The following is an 18,851-nucleotide window of genomic DNA, read 5'->3' as shown; positions in this document are numbered from 1 at the left end:
CGTGCTGCGCCTGCAGCCAGAAAAATGGTTCGCTGGCGTTAGCCGAACGCGCGTGGACCTGCAGTTGCGGCGTACGGCACGACCGTGATGTGAACGCGGCCATCAATCTACAACGGCTCGCAACCGGCGCACTTGCGGCGTGCACTGCGCTACCCGTGGCGAGTCCGGCGGCAACGCCGGGCACTGCCGCCGGAATGGTTCCGGCGGCAGGCGGGAAAGTCACGCCTGTCGGGCACGAACACGGTCAGCAGAATGAAATGGACGCCCCCACCTCTACCGCATAGGCGAAGTCCGCGAGTCGGTAGGTTTGGCTGACGGGTGAACCACCGGCAGCCGGTGGTATCTGAAGCTGTTCCAGGGGAAGCATTCCGCTATCCCGTTGAGCCGGAGGGGCCAGATCATGAAAGCGACGGACAAGCAGGTGGTCGGTGTCGACATCGCCAAGAACGTGTTCCAGGTGTACACGGTAGACAAGGGGACCGGGGAGGTGTTCAACAAGCAGATCAAGCGCGCAAAGTTCCTGGAGTGGTTCGCCAACCGCGCGCCCTGCCTGATCGGGATGGAAGCATGCGGCGGGTCCCAGCATTGGGCGCGCCAGCTCCAGGAGATGGGACACGAAGTGAAGCTGATGGGCGGCAAAATGGTCAAGGCGTTCGTCTGCGGGAACAAGAACGACGCGGCCGACGTTTATGCAATCTACCTGGCCGTGCAGCAGCCGGGCATAAAAGCTGTGGCGGTCAAGACCGAAGGCCAACAGGCGATCCTGGCACTGCACCGCATCCGCGAAGGCCTGGTGAAGGCGCGTACGGCGACGATCAACGCGTTGCGCGGCCTGCTGGCGGAATACGGCGAAGTGTTCGGGAAGGGACGAAAATCGTTCGACGAGGGCATAAAAGAGGCGCTCGAACGGCTGGCGGAACGGCTGCCGGCGCCGCTGATCGATGCGCTGCGCGACCAGTGGAACGAAGTGGCCCGGCTGGACGAGCGGATGGCCAATATCGAGCGATCGTTGCAGGGATGGATGCGCCAGGACTCCGCCGCGAAGGCCATCGCCGACATCCCAGGTGTCGGCTTGATCACCGCTACCGCGGCGGTGGCCACCATGGGCGACGCCAAGGCGTTCCGGTCTGGCCGTGAGTTTGCGGCCTATGTCGGCCTGATACCTGGCCAGACCGGGAGCGGGGGCAAGGTGAAGTTGCTGGGCATGAGCAAGCGTGGCGACACCTACCTGCGCAAGATGATCATAAACGGCGCGCGGTCGGTGGTCGAGCACAGCAAAACACCGAGTCCGTGGCTGCAGCAGATCAGCGCGCGACGGCCATACAACGTGGTCGTCGTGGCCGTGGCCAACAAGATCGCGCGCACGATCTGGGCGATGCTGGCCCACGGGCGCAAGTACGACAAGGAATATGTCAGCTCGATGCCGCAGGCAGCGGCAACGACGTGAGACGAATCGATTTTTTGAAAGGATGGCACGTCACCAGTTGCGACAGGTGTAGACAGCGATGACAGACAGGTTAGACCAGGACCCATCAAGCCTGACGAACCGTCTGGGCTAACAGCCCGCAGCAGGAATGAGGCGTGGGTCAGCGGATTTCATCGGGGCCAGCGGCGTCCGCCGTGCAAGGCCGGATATAGAACTGCGACTTTCCTCGTCTGAACAAAGCTGAAAATACCTTGCAAAAGGGGGGGCGTCCATATAGACGGTTCGGGGCAGGAAGAGAGCGGCGCGTACCTTTGCGCACGTTTTTGATAGCGGCTCAACCTGGTTACGTTGCAGCGCACACAGCTTGAGAACCTGGTAGGGCTGTACCGGGCGCTGGGGGGTGGGTGGGTCTCGAACCCCGCGCGCTGAAGCGCGTACGTTTGGCCTGGCTCCGGATGCGCTCGGGACTGCGTGTTAGCTTTTAGCTCGCATTCACGGTCAACCGCGTGGGCTCGGAGAGCCCACCCTACGTCATTCGCGCACGGTAGGGTGGGCTCTCCGAGCCCACGCGGCGATACGCGCACTCGACCATTCGTGCAAGCGCCGGCGCCCGGAAATGCTGCAAAGCACCACGAAAATACTTCTCTGCAATGCCCGTGCACAGGCTCCCACCCTTTATCATTTCAGCTTGCCGCACATCACCTTACAAAGGGAACGCGAATTATGAGCCAGGGTAATCCTCTGTCGCTGCATGTCCCGGAGCCAACCGGCCGTCCGGGTTGCAAGACCGATTTTTCGTACTTACAAATGAGTCCCGCCGGCGCCGTCCGCCGGCCCGACATCGACGTCCTCTTCGGCGACACCGCCGACCTGTGCACTTCGCTGATCCGCGTCCTCGACGAAGACGGCAATGCCGTCGGCCCGTGGGCGCCCGAGATCAGCGTCGAACAAATGCGCTTCGGCCTGCGCACCATGATGAAGACCCGCATTTTCGATGCGCGCATGGTCATCGGCCAGCGCCAGAAGAAGATGTCCTTCTACATGATCTCGCTCGGCGAAGAAGCCATCGGCACGGCCCAGACGATGGCCCTGAAGGACGGCGACATGTGCTTCCCGACCTACCGCCAGCAAAGCATCCTGATGGCGCGCGAGTATCCGATGGTTGACATGATCTGCCAGCTGCTCTCGAACGAGCGCGACCCGATGAAGGGCCGCCAGCTGCCGGTCATGTACTCGGTCAAGGCAAAAGGCTTCTTCTCCATCTCCGGCAACCTCGCCACCCAGCTGCCGCAGGCGGTGGGCTGGGCCATGGCCTCGGCGATCAAGGGCGACACCAAAATCGCCTCGGCCTGGATCGGCGACGGCGCCACCGCGGAATCCGACTTCCACACGGCGCTGACGTTCGCGCATGTGTACCGCGCGCCCTGCATCATCAACGTCGTCAACAACCAGTGGGCGATCTCGACCTTCCAGGCGATTGCCGGCGGCGAGAGCGTGACCTTTGCCGCGCGCGGCGTCGGCGCGGGCATTGCCTCGCTGCGGGTGGACGGCAACGACTTCCTGGCGGTGTACGCCGCCTCCTGCTGGGCCGCCGAACGCGCCCGCAGCAACCTGGGCCCGACCCTGATCGAATGGGTTACCTACCGCGCAGGCCCCCACTCCACTTCCGACGACCCGTCGCGCTACCGCCCCTCCGACGACTGGAGCCGCTTCCCGCTGGGCGACCCGATCGCCCGCTTGCGGCAGCACCTGACCAAGCTCGGCGCCTGGTCCGACGACGAGCACGAACGCGTCCAGGCCGACCTGGAAGCCGAAGTGCTTGCCGCGCAGCGCGAAGCCGAACAGTACGGCACGCTGGCCGATGGCCGCGTTCCGAGTGCCGCGTCGATGTTCGAGGATGTCTATAAAGACATGCCCGAGCACCTGCGCCGCCAACGTCAACAATTGGGAGTGTGAGAATGGCGCGCGACGATAGCGATAAAGACCCGGCCAACGAGCCGGCAAAGGGAACGGGCACGGCCCAGATGACGATGATCCAGGCGCTGCGTTCGGCGATGGACGTCATGCTCGGCCGCGACGACAATGTCGTGGTGTATGGCCAGGACGTCGGCTATTTCGGCGGCGTGTTCCGCGCCACCGACGGCCTGCAGGAAAAATACGGCAGGTCGCGCGTGTTCGATGCGCCGATCTCGGAAGGCGGCATCGTCGGCACCGCGGTCGGCATGGGCGCCTACGGCCTGCGCCCGGTCATCGAGATCCAGTTCGCCGATTATTTTTATCCGGCGTCCGACCAGATCGTCTCGGAAGCGGCGCGCCTGCGCTACCGCTCGGCGGGCGATTTCACGGCTCCCCTCACCATCCGCATGCCTTGCGGCGGCGGCATCTACGGCGGCCAGACCCACAGCCAGAGCCCGGAGGCGATGTTCACCCACGTCTGCGGCCTGCGCACGGTGATGCCGTCGAACCCCTACGACGCGAAAGGTTTGCTCATCGCCTCGATCGAGAACGACGACCCGGTCATCTTCCTCGAGCCGAAGCGCCTGTACAACGGCCCCTTCGACGGCCACCACGACCGTCCCGTCGTCTCCTGGGGCAAGCACCCGATGGGCGAAGTCCCGGAGGGTTATTACACGGTCCCGCTGGACAAGGCCGCCATCTTCCGCCCCGGCGCCGAGCTGACCGTGATCACCTACGGCACCATGGTCTGGGTGTCGGAAGCGGCCGCCATGGAAACCGGGATCGATGCCGAGATCATCGACCTGCGCACCCTGTGGCCGCTCGACCTGGACACCATCGTCGAATCGGTCAAGAAGACCGGCCGCTGCGTGGTCGTGCATGAAGCCACGCAAACCAGCGGCTTCGGCGCCGAACTGGTCTCGCTGGTGCAGGAACACTGCTTCTATCACCTGGAAGCGCCCATTGAGCGCGTGGCCGGATGGGACACCCCGTATCCGCACGCGCAGGAATGGGCTTACTTCCCCGGCCCCGACCGTGTCGGCGCCGCGTTCAAACGTGCGATGGAGGCGAAATAAATGGGTATTCACGTCATTAAAATGCCCGACCTCGGTGAAGGCATCGCTGAAGTCGAAGTCGTCGCCTGGCACGTCAAGCCGGGCGACACGGTCAAGGAAGACCAGGTGCTGGCCGACGTCATGACCGACAAGGCGACCGTCGAAATTCCAAGTCCCGTGAACGGCACCGTCACTTCGCTGGGCGGCAACCTGGGCGAAGCGATGGCCGTCGGCGCGGAACTGATCCGCCTCGAAGTCGAAGGCGCCGGCAATTTCAAGGGCGACACCAGCGCGGCGCGCCAGACGACCGGCGCGGCCCCTGCCAAGGCAGCTGCACATTCCACCGCCGGCACCGCGGAAGAATTCCCGCCGATTACCGTGGCCCAGCCGGAAACGGTCGTCACGACGGTGACCAGCGCCGAGACCGCGGCGCCGGCCCAGGCCGCGCCATCGAAGCCGGCGGCGCCGAGCTATACGCAAGGCGGTGCGCACACACCGGCCCCCTCCCACCACGGCCGCGCGCCCGGCGAAAAGCCACTGGCCGCTCCGGCCGTGCGCCAGCGCGCCTGGGACATGGGCATCGAGTTGCAGTTCGTGACCGGCTCCGGCCCGGCGGGACGCATCAGTCACGCCGACCTCGACGCCCACGTGGCGCGCGGCCAGCAAAAGGCGGCCGAAGGCGACCGCCGCTACGCCCTGCTGGAAGGCGAGCAAGCCATGCCGCTGATCGGCATGCGCCGCAAGATCGCCGAGAAGATGGCCGAAGCCAAGCGCCGCATCCCGCACTTCACCTATGTAGAGGAAGTCGACGTCACCGAACTCGAAGCGCTGCGCGTGCAGTTGAACGCCCGCTACGCCGGCCAGCGTCCGAAGCTCACGCTCCTGCCCCTGATCATGCGCGCCGTCGTGCTGGCGATCCGCAGGTATCCCTCGGTGAACGCGCGCTTCGACGACGACGCGAATATCGTCACCACCTACAACCCGGTCCACCTCGGCATCGCCGCCCAGACCGAGGCCGGCCTGATGGTGCCGGTGGTACGCAACGCCGAAGCGCGCGATCCATGGTCGGCAGCGGCCGAGGTGGCGCGCCTGGCCGAGGCGGCGCGCAGCGGCAAGGCCCTGCGCGAAGAGCTCTCGGGTTCGACGATCACCATTACCAGTTTAGGTGCGCTGGGCGGCATCGTCACCACGCCCGTGATCAACCGTCCGGAAGTGGCGATCATCGGCGTGAACCGCATCATCGACCGTCCCGTCATCAAGGACGGCGCGATGGTGGCGCGCAAGCTGATGAACCTGTCCTCGAGTTTCGACCACCGCGTCATCGACGGCATGGTGGCGGCGGAATTCATCCAGACCATCCGCGGCTACCTCGAGTGTCCGGCAACCCTGTTCGTGGAGTGAACCGATGAATCCCATCACCACTACCCTGCTCGTGATCGGCGGCGGCCCCGGCGGCTATGTGGCCGCCATCCGCGCCGGCCAGCTCGGCATCCCCACCATCCTGGTCGAAGCCGGCCCGCTGGGCGGCACCTGCCTGAACATCGGCTGCATTCCTTCCAAGGCGCTGATCCACGCGGCCGAGGAATTCGAGAAAGCGCAGCACTACGCCGGCGATTCCCCGCTCGGCATTTCGGCCGCCGCGCCTTCGATCGACGTCACCCGTACCGTCGGCTGGAAGGACGGCATCGTCAAACGCCTGACCGGCGGCGTCGGCACGCTGCTGAAAAAGAACGACGTGCAGGTGATCCAGGGTTTCGCGCGCATCCTCGACGGCAAGACGGTCGAGGTCAAGGGCGCGGACGGAGAACTCCAGCGCGTGCGCTGCGAGCACCTGCTGCTGGCCGCCGGCTCGGAAGCGGTGGAACTGCCCTTCATGCCGTTCGGGGGCATGGTGGTGTCCTCCACTGAAGCGCTATCACCAGGCACCATTCCCGAGCAGCTGGTGGTGGTCGGCGCAGGCTACATCGGCCTGGAGCTGGGCACGGCCTACCGCAAGCTGGGCGCCCACGTCACCGTGATCGAGGCCGCGGACCGGATCCTGCCGGCGTATGACGCGGAACTCACCAAACCGGTGGCGGCAAGCTTGAAACGGCTTGGCATCGACCTGCGCCTGGGGTCCAAGGTACTCGGCCTGAACGCGGCCGGCGACGGCGTGCGCGTGCAGGAAGCCACCGGGGAGGAAATCGTGCTCTCCACCGACCGCGTGCTGGTGGCCGTCGGGCGCCGCCCGCGCGCTGCCGGCTGGGGGCTCGAATCGCTCCAGCTCGACATGAATGGCCGCGCCGTGAAAATCGACGATCAGTGCCGCACCTCGATGCGCAATGTCTGGGCCATCGGCGACCTGGCCGGGGAGCCGATGCTGGCGCACCGCGCCATGGCGCAAGGCGAGATGGTGGCCGAGATCATCTCCGGTAAACGCCGCCACTTCACGCCGGCGGCCATGCCGGCGGTGTGCTTCACCGATCCGGAAGTGGTCGTGGTCGGGATGGTGCCGGGCGAGGCGCAAGCTGCCGGGATCGATGCGATCACCGCCAACTTCCCGTTCGCCGCCAACGGGCGCGCGATGACGATCGAGTCGACGGACGGTTTTGTCCGCGTGGTGGCGCGGCGCGACAATCACCTGATCCTCGGCTGGCAGGCGGTCGGGCGCGGCGTGTCGGAACTGTCCACCGCGTTTTCCCACTCGATCGAACTGGGCGCACGCCTGGAAGACGTCGCCGGCACCATCCACGCGCACCCGACGCTGGGAGAAGCCGTGCAGGAAGCGGCGCTGCGCGCGCTGGGGCATGCCTTGCATATCTAGGCGCTGCAAACGCAGGTGCAAAGGATATTTGCACCTGCAGCCCAAACTGCAAAGATTATTTGCACCCCGGCGCCGGCAGGCAAACAACCGCTGCCCCCTCTCAATCGTGCGCCCACCCTCGCATGCGATAATGCGCGCCCGGCCGAAGCCATGCGTTCGGCCTCCTCATTCATTATCGATAAGAGACCAGACATGTTCAAGCAAATCGCCGCCGCCGCCCTCTTCGCCGCATCTTCCTCAGTCCTCGCGGTCGAACCGCAGCCCTTCTACGCCGGTATCGACGTCGCATCGACCAAAATCGAAGGCTTCGACCGCGAAGGCGGCTACGGCGCCTTCTTCGGCTACAAGTTCACCCCGGCCTTCGCGGTCGAAGGTGGCTACCACCGCCTGGCCGATACCGAATTCGGCACCACCAATGTGACGATCGACCAGGTCGACCTGTCGCTGCTCGGCAGCCTGCCACTCTCGAGTGGCTTCGACCTGTACGGCCGCCTCGGCTACAACCGTGTCGAATTCGATGCCGATGCACGCGGTTTCAGCGAGCACGATTCGGGCGTCCTGTATGGCGTCGGCCTGGGTTACAGCTTCAGCCCGATCGTCCACGGCCGCCTGGAAGTGCAAAAGCCGGCCAGCGACACCACCAAGCTGGTCGCAGGCGTCGCTTTCCGCTTCTAAGCAGCACCGCGGCATGAAGAACGGGATGCGAACGCATCCCTTTTTTTTCGTCCCTGCGCAGTGTCCGCGCACGCGTTTTGCAATGACGCCGCAATGGCCACGGGGAAGTGTTCCGACCCGAATTGTAAATTTAAGTAAAGCATGCAATAATAATGCCGTACGGCAACATTGCCGTCGACAATAAGTTAAATAATAATCGCACTCAAGGTAATAAACATGTTCAAGCAAATCGCAATCGCAGCAGCCCTGGTCATCGCATCGTCGTCGGCAATGGCCCAACAAGCAACGAAGTTCTACGCTGGCGCCGAAGTCAGCACGACCAAGCTGGAAGACGCTGGCAGCGAATCCGGCGTCGGCGCCTTCGTCGGCTACAAGTTCAACCAGAACCTCGCTATCGAAGCCGGCTATAACCGCCTGGCCAGCGGCAACATCGATTTCGAAGGCGACAAGGTCGACATCGACTTCAACCAGACCAACCTGTCGGTCATCGGCACCCTGCCACTCTCGAACGGCTTCAGCGTCTTCGGCCGCCTCGGCTACAACGACATCCGCGTCAAGGCCCGCTTCGAAGGCGATTCGGAATCGGCCAAGCTCGATGATGGCGTCGTCTACGGCCTCGGCCTGGGCTATGCCTTCTCGCCGGCCATCAGCGCCCGCGTCGAACTGTCGGTCCCGGTCAGCGAAATGACCAAGGTCGCCGCCGGCGTCGTCTTCCACTTCTGATTGGCCCGGTAGCCGGCATGTGCCGGCACTGAGCACCTGGCCCGGACAGCTTGCGCTGCCCGGGTTTTTTTACGTCAAGCGTGCGCGGCCGAAGCGGCGCGGCGGGCATCATGATCCTCCTTGCCAACAGACGGGATGACCCACCATGAACGAGCGCTACCAACCGATCACGCGCCTGGGCCTTGGCGGCACGGGCCTGGGCGACATGTACCACACCACCAGCGACGAGGCGGCCCGCAGCACGGTCGATGCGGCCTGGGAAGCCGGCATCCGCTATTTCGATACCGCGCCCCACTACGGCGCCGGCCTGTCCGAACACCGCTTCGGCAGCGCGCTGCGCAATCGTCCGCGCGACGAATACACGCTCTCGACCAAGGTCGGCCGCCTGCTGGCGCCCGCATCCACGGGCGAGATCGCCGCGCCCTTCGTCTCCGCCCTGCCGTTCCGGCGCGTGCTCGATTACACCGCCGACGGCGCGCGCCGCGCGGTCGAAGACAGCCTGCAGCGCCTGGCCCTCGGCCACATCGACATCGTCTACGTGCACGACCTCTCGCCCGACCAGTTCAGCCGCGGCGAATTCGAGCACCATGTTGGGATCGCCGCCGGCAGGCATGGCGCGTTCGAGGGGCTGGTGAAACTGCGCGAGGAAGGCGTGATCAAGGCCTGGGGCATGGGCGTGAACACGGTCGAACCCTGCCTGCGCGCGCTGCAGGCCTCCGACCCCGACATCTTTTTGCTGGCCGGGCGCTACACGCTGATGGAGACGACGCCGCTGGCCGAGCTGTTCCCGCTGTGCGCGCAGCGCGGCGCCAGGGTGGTGCTGGGAGGGCCGTTCAATTCAGGGTTTCTGGCGGGCGGCGAGCACTACGACTACGCGCCGGCCAGTGCGGAGAAGCACGCGCAGCGCGAACGCCTGCGCCAGGTGGCGGCGCGCCACGGGGTCGTCCTGGCCGCCGCCGCGCTGCAGTTCGGCGCGGCGCACCCGGTGGTGGCGGCGACCATCCCGGGCGCGAGCAGCCCGCAGCACCTGTGCCGCAACGCCGTGCTGATGGGGATTGCGATCCCTGCCGCGTTCTGGAATGAGCTGGTGGCGCAAGGGCTGCTGCCACCCGAGGCGCCCCTGCCACGCTAAGCAGGGGCAGTAACTCAGGCACCGGTCGCGCCGACGCCGGCGCTGAGCAGCCAGGACACCAGCAGCAGGAAGCCCATGGCCCAGGCAAACAGCACCGACAGGCGGCGGCTGGCGACCGGCTCGGCGAACAGCGCCGGCTTGTCGTAATTGAAGCCGACGTAATAGGCGTAGAACACGGTGGCCAGGTAGTGCACGGCGCCGAACATCTCGCCCAGCTCGCCCTTGCGCGGGTGCTCGATCAGCAGGTGCGAGAGCGCCACCAGCACGATGTAGACAACCGAAGCGCCGAGCGGCGGCAAGTACAGGCCCATCTGCTCGATCCAGCGCCGGAGGCCGGGACGGCTGCGCGCCAGGAAAGGCAGCACCAGGTTATGGGTCAGGCCGGCCACCAGGATCAGCTTCAGCAGCACGGTCTTGTGCAGGCTGCCGCTGCCGAGGGCCAGGTTGTGCAGGTTGGTTTCGGCCTGGCGGTTATTCGCCACGAAAAACTCCGGCGAGACCACGCCCAGCACGCGCTGGAACCAGCTGATTTCCTCGAGCGCCGCCAGCGCCACCAGCGCCGACAGGCCGCCGAGAGCCAGCAGTTCGAACTTCGAGGTGCCCGGCTGTTTCAGGCGCTCGACGAACACGAAGCCGAGCATCACCGCAATCACGGCGAAGCACAGGAACTGCATCCATTCGACGATGCCGTCTTCGCCCAGCAGGCGCCAGAGCGCCTTGGTATCGGGACCGGACCAGGCCACGGCCAGGCCGAGGACGAAGACGTTGATGGCGATCGCCATGAGAATAGCCGGATGGGTCCACCACTTATTATTTGTCACGCACATGCTCCTTGCTTGAGAACTGACTTGATTACTTACTTAATAAAAATGTGCCGATCCGCCCCGCGCGCCGGCATCAGGCCGCGCACCGCGCGCCGCGCCAGCGAGGCCAGCGCCCAGGCCCACAGCAGCGGGTCGAGCAGCGCATCCCACAGGTTCCCGGTCGGCAGGCGCAGCAGGCAAAACAGCAGCAGCGCGCACAGCAGCGCCACGTAGCCCGGGCCGCCCTGCCCGCGCATCAGCAGCAGGGCGCAGCCGGCCACGCCCAGCACGGCCAGCACGGGCGCGGCCAGGGGACCAAAGCCGGCGTAGTACACGCCCAGCGCAAGATAGCCGATGGCGTCCAGGTACAGCACGGCGCCGGCCAGGGCCAGCGTTGCCGCCAGCGGCAGCGGCAGCGGCAGCACGGCGCCGGCCGGGCGGCCCAGCCAGCGCGCATGCAGGAACACCAGGCACAGGAAAGTCAGCAGGCCGCTCGGATACTGGAGCGCCAGGCCCAGCCACCAGGCCGGCGAGGCTGGGCCGGGCAGCAGCATGGCCAGGACCGCGCCGCACAGCAGCCCCGGCACCAGCGCACGCGAGCGGCGCCATGCCTGCGGCAACAGGGCGATGAGCAAGGCGGCCAGCACCACGGCCCAGGCGAGGCGGCCGTAGACGGCCTGCAGGGCCAGTTCAGGCAGGGTCATCACATCGCCTTTCCGAGATTGATGCGGTAGGCGTGGTGGGCGATCGCTTCGCGCTGGTGGGTATAGGTGACGTGCAGTTCGTCGCCCACCTGGTGCATCGACGGATACGAAAATTCGTCGCCCGCCTTGCCGCTGACGATATCGTCCAGGGTGCGCCAGACGCGCCCGTCCGAGGAGATCGACAAGCGCAGGATGTTGCGCGCCGTGCCGTTCTTGAGCACGTGGTTGTGCAGCATGAGGATGTCGCCGTTCGCGAGGCGGATCGCGGCGATCGAGGTACTGTGGTTCGGCAGGTCGAGCGCCGGCAAGTCTTCCCAGCTGGCGCCGCCGTCGCGGCTGCGCGCATACTGCACGCGCTTCTCGTCGCTCGCGTCGCGCATCCAGGCACGCACCTCCAGGCCCGACATCGGCACGATGGCCGGCTGCAGCGTCGTCATGCGCGCGCCGATGCGGCTCACGCGGGTCGGCTCGCCCTGGGCGTCGAAGGCCAGCAGCATCGGGTATTTGATGCCAAGTTCGAAGTACACGGGCAGCCACCAGCCGCCGTCGGCCAGCGCCACCGGCGAGGTGCGTACCAGCACGCTGGTATTGAGAAGGGGCGAGAGCGGCAGCAGGCGGCGCACCTTGAAACTGGCGCCGTCGTCGCGCGAGACCATGTGCACGATGCGCGAGGCGGCCCAGCCGCCCAGGCCCGTGGCCACCACGTACAGGTGGACCGCGCCGTCGGCCGCGGTCCAGGCGACCGGGTTGCCGATCCGGCGCACGCCGAAGCCGAGCGCGCGGCCCAGCGAGTCGCGGCTCGCCACTTCCCAGGGCGCGCTCCATTTGCCGCCGCGCGAACGCGAGGCATACACTTTCACATCCGGGCCGCTCTCGCGGCTGCCGGCCCACCAGACCGCCAGCAAGCCGCCATGGACGGTGGCCAGCGAGCTGGCATGCGCCGAGGGCGTTGCGGCCGGCATCGGAATGAGCGCGCGCGACAGTTCGGTCAGGCTCGCGCCGCCTGGCGTGGCGGCATTGGCGGCGGTCAGCAGCGACAGCGAGGGCACCGCGCGCAGCCAGCGCGCGCCTTCCGCACCGAGGGCGGCGAGCAAGGCGCAGACGATGACGACCCGGATCAAGCGGCCTGGCGGTGACTTCCTGGAACTGTGCATGGGTAGGTGATATCGGATGAACAGGTAGACAAGTGACTGTTCCGTATGGAGGGTAAGTAAGTGCACTGGAACAATTTCAACCGTGAATTTTAGCCCGATATCGGTCCGGCCGGGCCAAACCGGCGGAAAAATGCTCGGAGGCCCGAACAATGCCCGCCTGGCGTGAAGCCCTTGGCCCGCATCCGCCGCCGTCCGGGCATGTACAATCAGGCAAGACAACGACGCCCGCCTCCCATGCCCACGCCACGCATCCTGGTCCTGTACGCCCATCCCGCGCCGCACCGCTCGCGCATCAACCGCAGGCTCGCCGATGCCGCGCGCGCGCTTGAGGGCGTGCTGGTGCACGACCTGTACGAGACCTATCCCGACTTCTACATCGACGTCGCCCGCGAGCAGGCCCTGCTCGAACAAGCCGAGCTGGTTGTCTTCCTGCACCCGATCCGCTGGTACAGCATGCCGTCCCTGCTCAAGGAATGGGTCGACAGCGTGCTGGTGGCCGGCTGGGCCTACGGTCCCGGCGCCACCGCTCTGCGCGGCAAGGGTTATCTGCTGGCCGTGACCACCGGCAGTCCCGAGGACGCCTACCAGGCCGGCGAGCGCCATGGCCGCAGCTTTGACGCCTACCTGCCGCCTTTCCAGCAGACGGCGCTCCTGTGCGGCATGCATTGGTGGCCGCCGCACATCCTGCACGGCGCCAATGGCGCCAGCGAGGCCGCCATCGCCGGCCACGTCGCCAGCTTCCGCGCACGCCTGGAAGCCTTCCTGCTCACCCCCGCGAAAGAGAACCCACATGGAGGATAGCCTGCTGGCCAACGCCGTCGTTTACCTGGGCGCCGCGGTGCTCGCCGTGCCGCTGGCCAAGCGCCTGGGCCTGGGGGCCGTGCTCGGCTACCTGCTGGCCGGGATGGCGATCGGGCCCTGGGGCCTGGGACTGATCCGCGAAGTCGAGACCATCCTGCATTTTTCCGAATTCGGGGTCGTGCTGCTGCTGTTCCTGATCGGCCTGGAGCTGGAACCGGCGCGCCTGTGGTCGATGCGCCGGCCGATCTTCGGCTGGGGCGCGGCCCAGGTACTGGGCGTGGCCGGGGCCCTGTTCGGCGCGGCCCTGCTGGCCGGGATCGCCTGGCCAGTAGCGCTGGTGGGCGCGCTCGGCCTGTCGCTGTCGTCGACCGCGATCGCGCTGGCCACACTCGGCGAGCGCAACCTGATGGGCACGCCCGCCGGCCAGGCCAGCTTCGCCATCCTGCTGTTCCAGGACATCGCCGCGATCCCGATGATCGCCCTGGTGCCGGTGCTGGGCGTGGCCGCGGCCAGCGGCGACGGCGGCGAAGGCTGGATGGGCGCTGCGCGCCTGGCCGCGGTGATCGTCGGCGTGATCGTGGCCGGCCGCTACCTGATGCGCCCGGCACTGCGCATCATCGCCAAGTCCGAGATGCGCGAAATCTTCACGGCCTTCGCGCTCTTGCTGGTGATCGCCATTTCGCTGTTGATGCAATGGGTCGGCATGTCGATGGCGCTGGGCGCCTTCATGGCCGGCGTGCTGCTGGCCGACTCCGAATACCGGCATGCGCTGGAAACGGACCTCGAGCCGTTCAAGGGCCTGCTGCTCGGCTTGTTCTTCATCGCGGTCGGGATGTCGGTCGACTTCGGCGTCTTCCTTTCGAAACCCTTGCTGATCCTGGGCCTGGTGCTGGCCTTCCTGGTGCTGAAGCTGGCGGTGCTGTTCGCACTGTCCTTCCGCTTCGGGATTGCGCGCGGCCAGCGCTGGCTGTTCGCCTCACTGCTTTCGCAAGGCGGCGAATTCGCCTTTGTGGTGTTTGGCGCGGCGGGCGCGGCGCGCGTGTTCACGCCGGAGGTGGGCTCGATCCTGGTGGCGGTGGTGGCGCTGTCGATGGTCACCACGCCGCTCCTGCTGCTCCTGCACGACAAGGTACTGGAGCCCCGCTACCACGGCCAGAACCTGCGCGAAGCCGACGCCATCGAGGACAACGAGGGCCACGTGATTGTCGCCGGTTTCGGGCGCTTCGGACAGATCGTGGGGCGCCTGCTCAACGCCAACCGGATCAAGCTGACGGTGCTCGACCACGACCCGGACCAAATCGAACTGCTGCGCCGCTTCGGCTGGAAAGTCTTTTATGGCGACGCTACCCGGGTCGACCTGCTGCATGCGGCGGGCGCGGCCAAGGCGCGCGCCCTGGTGCTGGCGATCGACGACATCGAGGACAGCCTGGCCCTGGCCGACGCCGTGCGCGAGCATTTCCCCGACCTGCCGATCCTGGCGCGGGCGCGCAACGTCACCCACTACTACCAGCTGATGGACCGCGGCGTCACCATCATCGAGCGCGAAACCTTCGAGTCCGCCCTGCAGCTCGGACGGCGCGCCTTGTGCCACCTCGGCTACGGCGCCTACCGTGCGCGCGAAGCGACGCTGAAATTCCGCGAGCATAACAAGGCCAGCGTCGACGCCGTCTATCCCTTCTACAAGGACCGCGAGCAGTACGCCTCGATGTCCAAGCGCGCGCGCGATGAACTCAACGAGATGTTCGCGCGCGACCTGAAGAGCTATGAAAAAGAGTCGGAACAGGGCTGGGACTAAGAGCCTAAGCGCGTCTAAGGCTTTTCCTTTTCTTCAGCCAGTGCTTTCACCGCTTTCTCCAGCGCACGGACCTTCTCGCGCATGCTGGACAGGTTGCGCACGAGGACGGCGACGCGTTCCCAGTCGGCATTCCTGGCAACGGGGAAGTAGCCCGTGTACCGGCCGGGTTCGGTAATCGAGTTCGGCACCATCGTAGCGGCCGTGATATGCACGTTGTCGACGATCTCGATATGGCCGTTGATCATGGCCGCGCCACCGAAGGTGCAATGCCGGCCGATCCTGGCGCTGCCGGCGACGCCGACGCAACCGGCCATGGCCGTGTGGGCGCCGATGTGGCAGTTGTGGCCGATCTGGATCTGGTTGTCGAGCTTGACCCCGTCTTCGATGACGGTATCGTCGAGCGCGCCGCGGTCGACCGTGGTGTTCGAACCGATGTCGGCGTCGTTGCCAATGACGACGCGGCCGGTCTGCGGAATCTTGATGTAGACGCCGTCTTCCACGGCGAAGCCGAAACCATCACCGCCGATGACCGCCCCGGAATGGATGATGCCGCGCGCCCCGATAATGCAGCGCGCATGGAAGGTCACGTTGGCGAACAGGTGGGTGCCTTCACCGATGAGCGCCTCGAGCCCGATATAGCAGCCCGCATCGATGGCCGCCCCTGCCTTGATGACAGCCCCTGCCTCGACCGTCACGTGGGCGCCGATATGGGCCGTGGGATCGACCTGCGCGCTGGGGTGCACTGCCGCCGTCGGATGGATGCCCGGTTCGGGCGGCGGCAAACGTGCCGCATCGACAAACTGCGCGAAGTACTGCGCCGCCCGGGCGAACCAGGCATAGGGATTGGCGGTGACGATGCGCGCCCCCGCGAAGGTGGCGGCCACCTCGGGTTCGTCGGCAGGCGAGAGGATCAGCGCCGCGGCATGGCTGCGCGCGGCCAGCGCGCGCAGCTTGCTGTTGCTGAGAAAACTGATGTCCGAGGCGCCGGCACGCTCGAGCGGAGTGATCGCCGTGACTTCGATGCCGGCATCGCCCTCCAGTCGTCCGCCGTAACGCTCGACGAGCTCGCTTAATCGGGTTCCCATCATGTCCGCCTCGGGTTGGTGTCGTCGGAGGGAGTGTCACGCTGCGAGATTTAGACAGGTTTAACGGATGGGCGGTTCCTGCACATCGCAGGCCCCCAGTCATGAATCGCTAAAACCGATACGGCTGGCCTGGCCCCACTTCGCCGGAATATCGGCCCTGCTGGGGGTTGTCCCGTCTTTGACCCGATATTTAATCGTTAGTTTCTCGGCAACTTCGGTAGAATCCGGAGTTTCCCCGGATCGAGGCCAGCGTGAAAGAAAGCCAGAACCCATGCGGGTTCCTGACGAATGGCGGCCGGATTGGCCGGCGCATCGGCAAGCTCGACTGGTCGCACCATCCGCTTGGGCCCATCGCCGGCTGGGACCCCGCCCTGTGCACCAGCCTCGGGATTGTTCTCGCTTCCCCTTTGCCGACTTTTCTGATCTGGGGCGAGGACCTGACCCTGTTCTTCAATGATGCCTACGAGCCGATGCTGGGCTACAAGGCCCACAGCCTGGGTTCGCCCTTCCCCGCAGTCTGGCATGAAGTCTGGGATGCGCTCGGCCCCTGGGTGCGCCGCGTGCTGGGCGGCGAGTCCTCCCTGTTCGAGAACTACCCGGCCACCCTCGAGCGCTACGGCTATCTCGAGCAGGCCTGGTTCACCTTTTCGTACAGCCCGCTGCGCGACGCACAAGGCGGCGTGCGCGGCGTACTCTGCAGCTGCATCGACGTGACCGGCCAGGTCGCCTTGCCGCCGGCGCCGCCCGGCGCGAACGAAGCGCGCATCCGCCAGTCGAGCGAAACGATCCGGCGCCAGGTATGCCACATGACCGCGCTGGTCGACGCGCTGCTGAACGATTCGCCCCTCGCACCTGCTGCGCCTGGCGCCCAGGCGGCCCAAAGCTGAGCTTCGCGCACGCCCGGCGAGACAGTGCACACCGTTCTGGACGATAATAGCCCTGTTAGCGCGGCAATGTCCGCTCCCATTTCACCATCGGCGCCGCCCGCCCGCAAGCGCGCAGCGCCTGGCGCCGAACGAACCGTGACCATGCAAAGACCTGACGACCAAACCGACCTCGCCTACAACGCCGCCGATTTCTGCTCCACCAAGGACGCCGCACGCCTGCTCGGCGTCTCGCACCGCACCGTCCAGCTCTGGGTCGAAAACGGCGCGCTGCAGGCCTGGAAGACCGCCGGCGGACACCGCCGCATCACGATGGTCTCGGTGCACAAGCTGGTCAACGAGCGGCGCGAAATCACCGGCGGCGGCGCGCGGGCCGGCAGGAAGCTGCTGCTGGTCGACGACGACCGCACCCTGCTGCGCCTGTACCAGCTCGAAATTGCCGGCTGGGGCCTGCCGCTCACCGTGAACACGGCCATGGACGGCTTCGAGGCCTTGCTGCGCATCGGGCAGGAGCGCCCGGACATCCTGGTGACCGACCTGAGCATGCCCGGCATGGACGGCTTTCGCATGATCCGCACGCTGCGCGCCGACCCCCTGCTCTCGAGCATGGCCATCATCGTCGTCAGCGGCCTGGACCGCCAGACCATCGATTCGATGGGCCTGCCGGGCGAGATTCCGGTGTTTCCCAAGCCGGTGCCCTTCGGCCAGCTGCGCGGCGCCGTCGAGCAGGCCATCGGCGTGCCGGCCGCGGCCTGAACTTCGCCCTTGACCGACGCGACCATGCCTGCACCGATCGAGCCTTCCGGCGGCCTGCGCAGAAACCAGACCTTCACGCAGGCGGCGCACGAATTACGCACGCCGCTGGCGAGCATCATCGGGTTCACCGAGCTGCTGCTCAAGCGCGAGTTCGATCCGGCCGAAGCGCGCGAGCTGCTCGAAATCGTCCACGCCCAGGCCGAGCGGATGTCGGCGCTGGTTGGCCAGGTCTTCGACCTGGCCCGGATCGAATCCGGCGGGCGCGCGGCGCTCTGCCTCGCGCCCACGCCGGTCGACGCCCTGCTGGTGCAGGCGCTGGCCGGCGTCGCCGCGCTTGACCCGCAGGGACGCATCGCGCTCACGCTCGCACCCGGCCTGCCGCCTGTCGCGGCCGACGCGCCGCGCCTGGCGCAGGCGCTGATCAATGCGCTCGACAACAGCCTGCGTTATTCCGCCCCGGGCAGCGCGGTGGTTGTCGGCGCATGGGCCGCGCCGCAGCCGGAGGCCCCGGCCGTGCTGGTGGAAATCCGCGACGCCGGCCCCGGCATGACGCCCGACGAACAGGGGCGCCTGTTCGAGCCGTTCTGGCGCGGCCAGCGGCAAGGCGCCGGCACGGGACTGGGCATGGCCATCTTCAAGGAAATCATGGATGCGCATGGCGCCGCCGTCGAACTGGTGTCGGCGCCTGGCGCAGGCACCGTGCTGACGATCCGCCTGCCCGCTGCGGGAGCCATTGATGCGTGATGCGATCCTGGTAGTGGACGACCAGCGCGAGCTGCGCCTCCTGATTCGCCTGAGTTTGATTACCCTGGGCCGGGTCGAGACCGCCGCCAGCGTGGCCGAGGCCATGGCCATCGTGCGCACCGATCCGCCGCGCCTGATGGTGCTCGACGTGTCGCTCGGCGCCGAAAGCGGCCTGGCGCTGTGCCGCGCCTTGAAAACCGACCCGGCCACCAGCATGATCCGGATCCTGTTGCTGTCGGCCCACGGCCAGCAAGCCGAGGTGGCTGCGGGCCTGGCGGCAGGGGCCGAGCGCTACATGCTCAAGCCCTTCAGTCCGAGCGAATTGCTGGCGGCCGCGGCCACGCTGATGGCGTGA

Annotated in this window: 19 protein-coding genes; 15 read left to right on the top strand and 4 right to left on the bottom strand. The window is 66.6% G+C overall.

Features of this window, described 5'->3' with window-relative positions; all coding sequences use genetic code 11:
* Positions 1-32: 32 nt before the first annotated feature.
* The 9 genes from NMB41_RS11990 to NMB41_RS11950 all read left to right on the top strand — a co-directional run bounded on the left by NMB41_RS11990 (position 33) and on the right by NMB41_RS11950 (position 9,770).
* Complete coding sequence (locus tag NMB41_RS11990) at positions 33-284, top strand: zinc ribbon domain-containing protein (protein WP_494382832.1); 252 nt, start codon at positions 33-35, stop codon at positions 282-284.
* Positions 285-400: 116 nt separating this feature from the next.
* Positions 401-1,447, top strand: coding sequence for an IS110 family RNA-guided transposase (locus NMB41_RS11985; RefSeq protein ID WP_494379684.1), 1,047 nt, complete (start codon positions 401-403; stop codon positions 1,445-1,447).
* Between the two features lie 702 nt (positions 1,448-2,149).
* Positions 2,150-3,382, top strand: a complete 1,233-nt coding sequence (locus tag NMB41_RS11980; protein WP_494382666.1) for a 3-methyl-2-oxobutanoate dehydrogenase (2-methylpropanoyl-transferring) subunit alpha — start codon at positions 2,150-2,152, stop codon at positions 3,380-3,382.
* 68 nt (positions 3,383-3,450) lie between these two features.
* A complete protein-coding gene (locus tag NMB41_RS11975; protein WP_494382831.1) occupies positions 3,451-4,458 on the top strand; it encodes an alpha-ketoacid dehydrogenase subunit beta in 1,008 nt (335 codons plus the stop codon).
* Positions 4,459-5,838 (top strand): dihydrolipoamide acetyltransferase family protein, encoded by a 1,380-nt coding sequence (locus NMB41_RS11970; protein ID WP_494382665.1) that lies wholly within the window; start codon positions 4,459-4,461, stop codon positions 5,836-5,838. It begins immediately after the preceding gene.
* 4 nt (positions 5,839-5,842) lie between these two features.
* On the top strand, positions 5,843-7,240 hold the full coding sequence (gene lpdA / locus NMB41_RS11965) for a dihydrolipoyl dehydrogenase (RefSeq protein ID WP_494382664.1): 1,398 nt from the start codon (positions 5,843-5,845) through the stop codon (positions 7,238-7,240).
* A gap of 192 nt (positions 7,241-7,432) precedes the next feature.
* Positions 7,433-7,915 carry an outer membrane beta-barrel protein gene (locus tag NMB41_RS11960; protein ID WP_494382663.1) on the top strand — a complete coding sequence of 161 codons (483 nt, stop codon included), beginning with the start codon at positions 7,433-7,435 and terminating at the stop codon, positions 7,913-7,915.
* A 216-nt stretch (positions 7,916-8,131) separates the two neighbouring features.
* The gene (locus NMB41_RS11955) at positions 8,132-8,638 is read left to right on the top strand and encodes an outer membrane beta-barrel protein (RefSeq protein WP_494382662.1); all 507 of its coding nucleotides are present in this window, start codon (positions 8,132-8,134) and stop codon (positions 8,636-8,638) included.
* A 145-nt stretch (positions 8,639-8,783) separates the two neighbouring features.
* A complete protein-coding gene (locus tag NMB41_RS11950; RefSeq protein WP_494382661.1) occupies positions 8,784-9,770 on the top strand; it encodes an aldo/keto reductase in 987 nt (328 codons plus the stop codon).
* A 14-nt stretch (positions 9,771-9,784) separates the two neighbouring features.
* Here the strand turns inward: NMB41_RS11950 and NMB41_RS11945 are convergent, their stop codons facing one another.
* Genes NMB41_RS11945 through NMB41_RS11935 form a run of 3 tightly spaced genes read right to left on the bottom strand, consistent with a single transcriptional unit; the run spans position 9,785 to position 12,431 of the window.
* Positions 9,785-10,591 (bottom strand): hypothetical protein, encoded by an 807-nt coding sequence (locus NMB41_RS11945; RefSeq protein ID WP_494382660.1) that lies wholly within the window; start codon positions 10,589-10,591, stop codon positions 9,785-9,787.
* Between the two features lie 35 nt (positions 10,592-10,626).
* Positions 10,627-11,277 (bottom strand): hypothetical protein, encoded by a 651-nt coding sequence (locus tag NMB41_RS11940; RefSeq protein ID WP_494382659.1) that lies wholly within the window; start codon positions 11,275-11,277, stop codon positions 10,627-10,629.
* Positions 11,277-12,431, bottom strand: a complete 1,155-nt coding sequence (locus tag NMB41_RS11935) for a sialidase family protein (RefSeq protein WP_494382658.1) — start codon at positions 12,429-12,431, stop codon at positions 11,277-11,279. The genes NMB41_RS11940 and NMB41_RS11935 overlap by 1 nt, the downstream gene beginning before the upstream one ends.
* A gap of 234 nt (positions 12,432-12,665) precedes the next feature.
* On the opposite strand from NMB41_RS11935, the gene kefF reads away from it, so the two are divergent.
* Complete coding sequence (gene kefF / locus NMB41_RS11930) at positions 12,666-13,232, top strand: glutathione-regulated potassium-efflux system oxidoreductase KefF (RefSeq protein ID WP_494382657.1); 567 nt, start codon at positions 12,666-12,668, stop codon at positions 13,230-13,232.
* Positions 13,222-15,027, top strand: a complete 1,806-nt coding sequence (gene kefC, locus NMB41_RS11925) for a glutathione-regulated potassium-efflux system protein KefC (RefSeq protein WP_494382656.1) — start codon at positions 13,222-13,224, stop codon at positions 15,025-15,027. Before kefF ends, kefC begins: the two co-directional genes overlap by 11 nt.
* A 14-nt stretch (positions 15,028-15,041) precedes the next feature.
* On the opposite strand, the gene lpxD is transcribed toward kefC, so the two are convergent.
* On the bottom strand, positions 15,042-16,112 hold the full coding sequence (gene lpxD, locus NMB41_RS11920) for a UDP-3-O-(3-hydroxymyristoyl)glucosamine N-acyltransferase (protein WP_494382830.1): 1,071 nt from the start codon (positions 16,110-16,112) through the stop codon (positions 15,042-15,044).
* Positions 16,113-16,363: 251 nt separating this feature from the next.
* Between lpxD and NMB41_RS11915 the strand changes: the two genes are divergently transcribed.
* The 4 genes from NMB41_RS11915 to NMB41_RS11900 all read left to right on the top strand — a co-directional run bounded on the left by NMB41_RS11915 (position 16,364) and on the right by NMB41_RS11900 (position 18,851).
* Entirely contained in the window at positions 16,364-16,999 is a 636-nt protein-coding gene (locus tag NMB41_RS11915) for a PAS domain-containing protein (RefSeq protein ID WP_494382655.1), read from the top strand.
* 141 nt (positions 17,000-17,140) lie between these two features.
* Positions 17,141-17,752 carry a response regulator gene (locus tag NMB41_RS11910; protein WP_494382654.1) on the top strand — a complete coding sequence of 204 codons (612 nt, stop codon included), beginning with the start codon at positions 17,141-17,143 and terminating at the stop codon, positions 17,750-17,752.
* Positions 17,753-17,776: 24 nt separating this feature from the next.
* On the top strand, positions 17,777-18,496 hold the full coding sequence (locus NMB41_RS11905) for a sensor histidine kinase (RefSeq protein WP_494382653.1): 720 nt from the start codon (positions 17,777-17,779) through the stop codon (positions 18,494-18,496).
* Complete coding sequence (locus NMB41_RS11900) at positions 18,489-18,851, top strand: response regulator (RefSeq protein ID WP_494382652.1); 363 nt, start codon at positions 18,489-18,491, stop codon at positions 18,849-18,851. Before NMB41_RS11905 ends, NMB41_RS11900 begins: the two co-directional genes overlap by 8 nt.

It is taken from the genome of Massilia sp. FBCC-B171, assembly GCF_059134155.1.
This window is presented reverse-complemented; position numbering and strand designations above follow the sequence as displayed.

What these genes read in the sequence shown, in the direction of transcription:
- NMB41_RS11940 (WP_494382659.1), bottom strand. Translation starts at nt 11,277, where the DNA reads ATGACCCTGCCTGAACTGGCCCTGCAGGCCGTCTACGGCCGCCTCGCC.
- NMB41_RS11900 (WP_494382652.1), top strand. Translation starts at nt 18,489, where the DNA reads ATGCGTGATGCGATCCTGGTAGTGGACGACCAGCGCGAGCTGCGCCTC.
- NMB41_RS11905 (WP_494382653.1), top strand. Translation starts at nt 17,777, where the DNA reads ATGCCTGCACCGATCGAGCCTTCCGGCGGCCTGCGCAGAAACCAGACC.
- NMB41_RS11910 (WP_494382654.1), top strand. Translation starts at nt 17,141, where the DNA reads ATGCAAAGACCTGACGACCAAACCGACCTCGCCTACAACGCCGCCGAT.
- kefC (WP_494382656.1), top strand. Translation starts at nt 13,222, where the DNA reads ATGGAGGATAGCCTGCTGGCCAACGCCGTCGTTTACCTGGGCGCCGCG.
- NMB41_RS11935 (WP_494382658.1), bottom strand. Translation starts at nt 12,431, where the DNA reads ATGCACAGTTCCAGGAAGTCACCGCCAGGCCGCTTGATCCGGGTCGTC.
- NMB41_RS11960 (WP_494382663.1), top strand. Translation starts at nt 7,433, where the DNA reads ATGTTCAAGCAAATCGCCGCCGCCGCCCTCTTCGCCGCATCTTCCTCA.
- NMB41_RS11975 (WP_494382831.1), top strand. Translation starts at nt 3,451, where the DNA reads ATGACGATGATCCAGGCGCTGCGTTCGGCGATGGACGTCATGCTCGGC.
- NMB41_RS11950 (WP_494382661.1), top strand. Translation starts at nt 8,784, where the DNA reads ATGAACGAGCGCTACCAACCGATCACGCGCCTGGGCCTTGGCGGCACG.
- NMB41_RS11955 (WP_494382662.1), top strand. Translation starts at nt 8,132, where the DNA reads ATGTTCAAGCAAATCGCAATCGCAGCAGCCCTGGTCATCGCATCGTCG.
- lpxD (WP_494382830.1), bottom strand. Translation starts at nt 16,112, where the DNA reads ATGGGAACCCGATTAAGCGAGCTCGTCGAGCGTTACGGCGGACGACTG.
- lpdA (WP_494382664.1), top strand. Translation starts at nt 5,843, where the DNA reads ATGAATCCCATCACCACTACCCTGCTCGTGATCGGCGGCGGCCCCGGC.
- NMB41_RS11985 (WP_494379684.1), top strand. Translation starts at nt 401, where the DNA reads ATGAAAGCGACGGACAAGCAGGTGGTCGGTGTCGACATCGCCAAGAAC.
- NMB41_RS11980 (WP_494382666.1), top strand. Translation starts at nt 2,150, where the DNA reads ATGAGCCAGGGTAATCCTCTGTCGCTGCATGTCCCGGAGCCAACCGGC.
- NMB41_RS11970 (WP_494382665.1), top strand. Translation starts at nt 4,459, where the DNA reads ATGGGTATTCACGTCATTAAAATGCCCGACCTCGGTGAAGGCATCGCT.
- kefF (WP_494382657.1), top strand. Translation starts at nt 12,666, where the DNA reads ATGCCCACGCCACGCATCCTGGTCCTGTACGCCCATCCCGCGCCGCAC.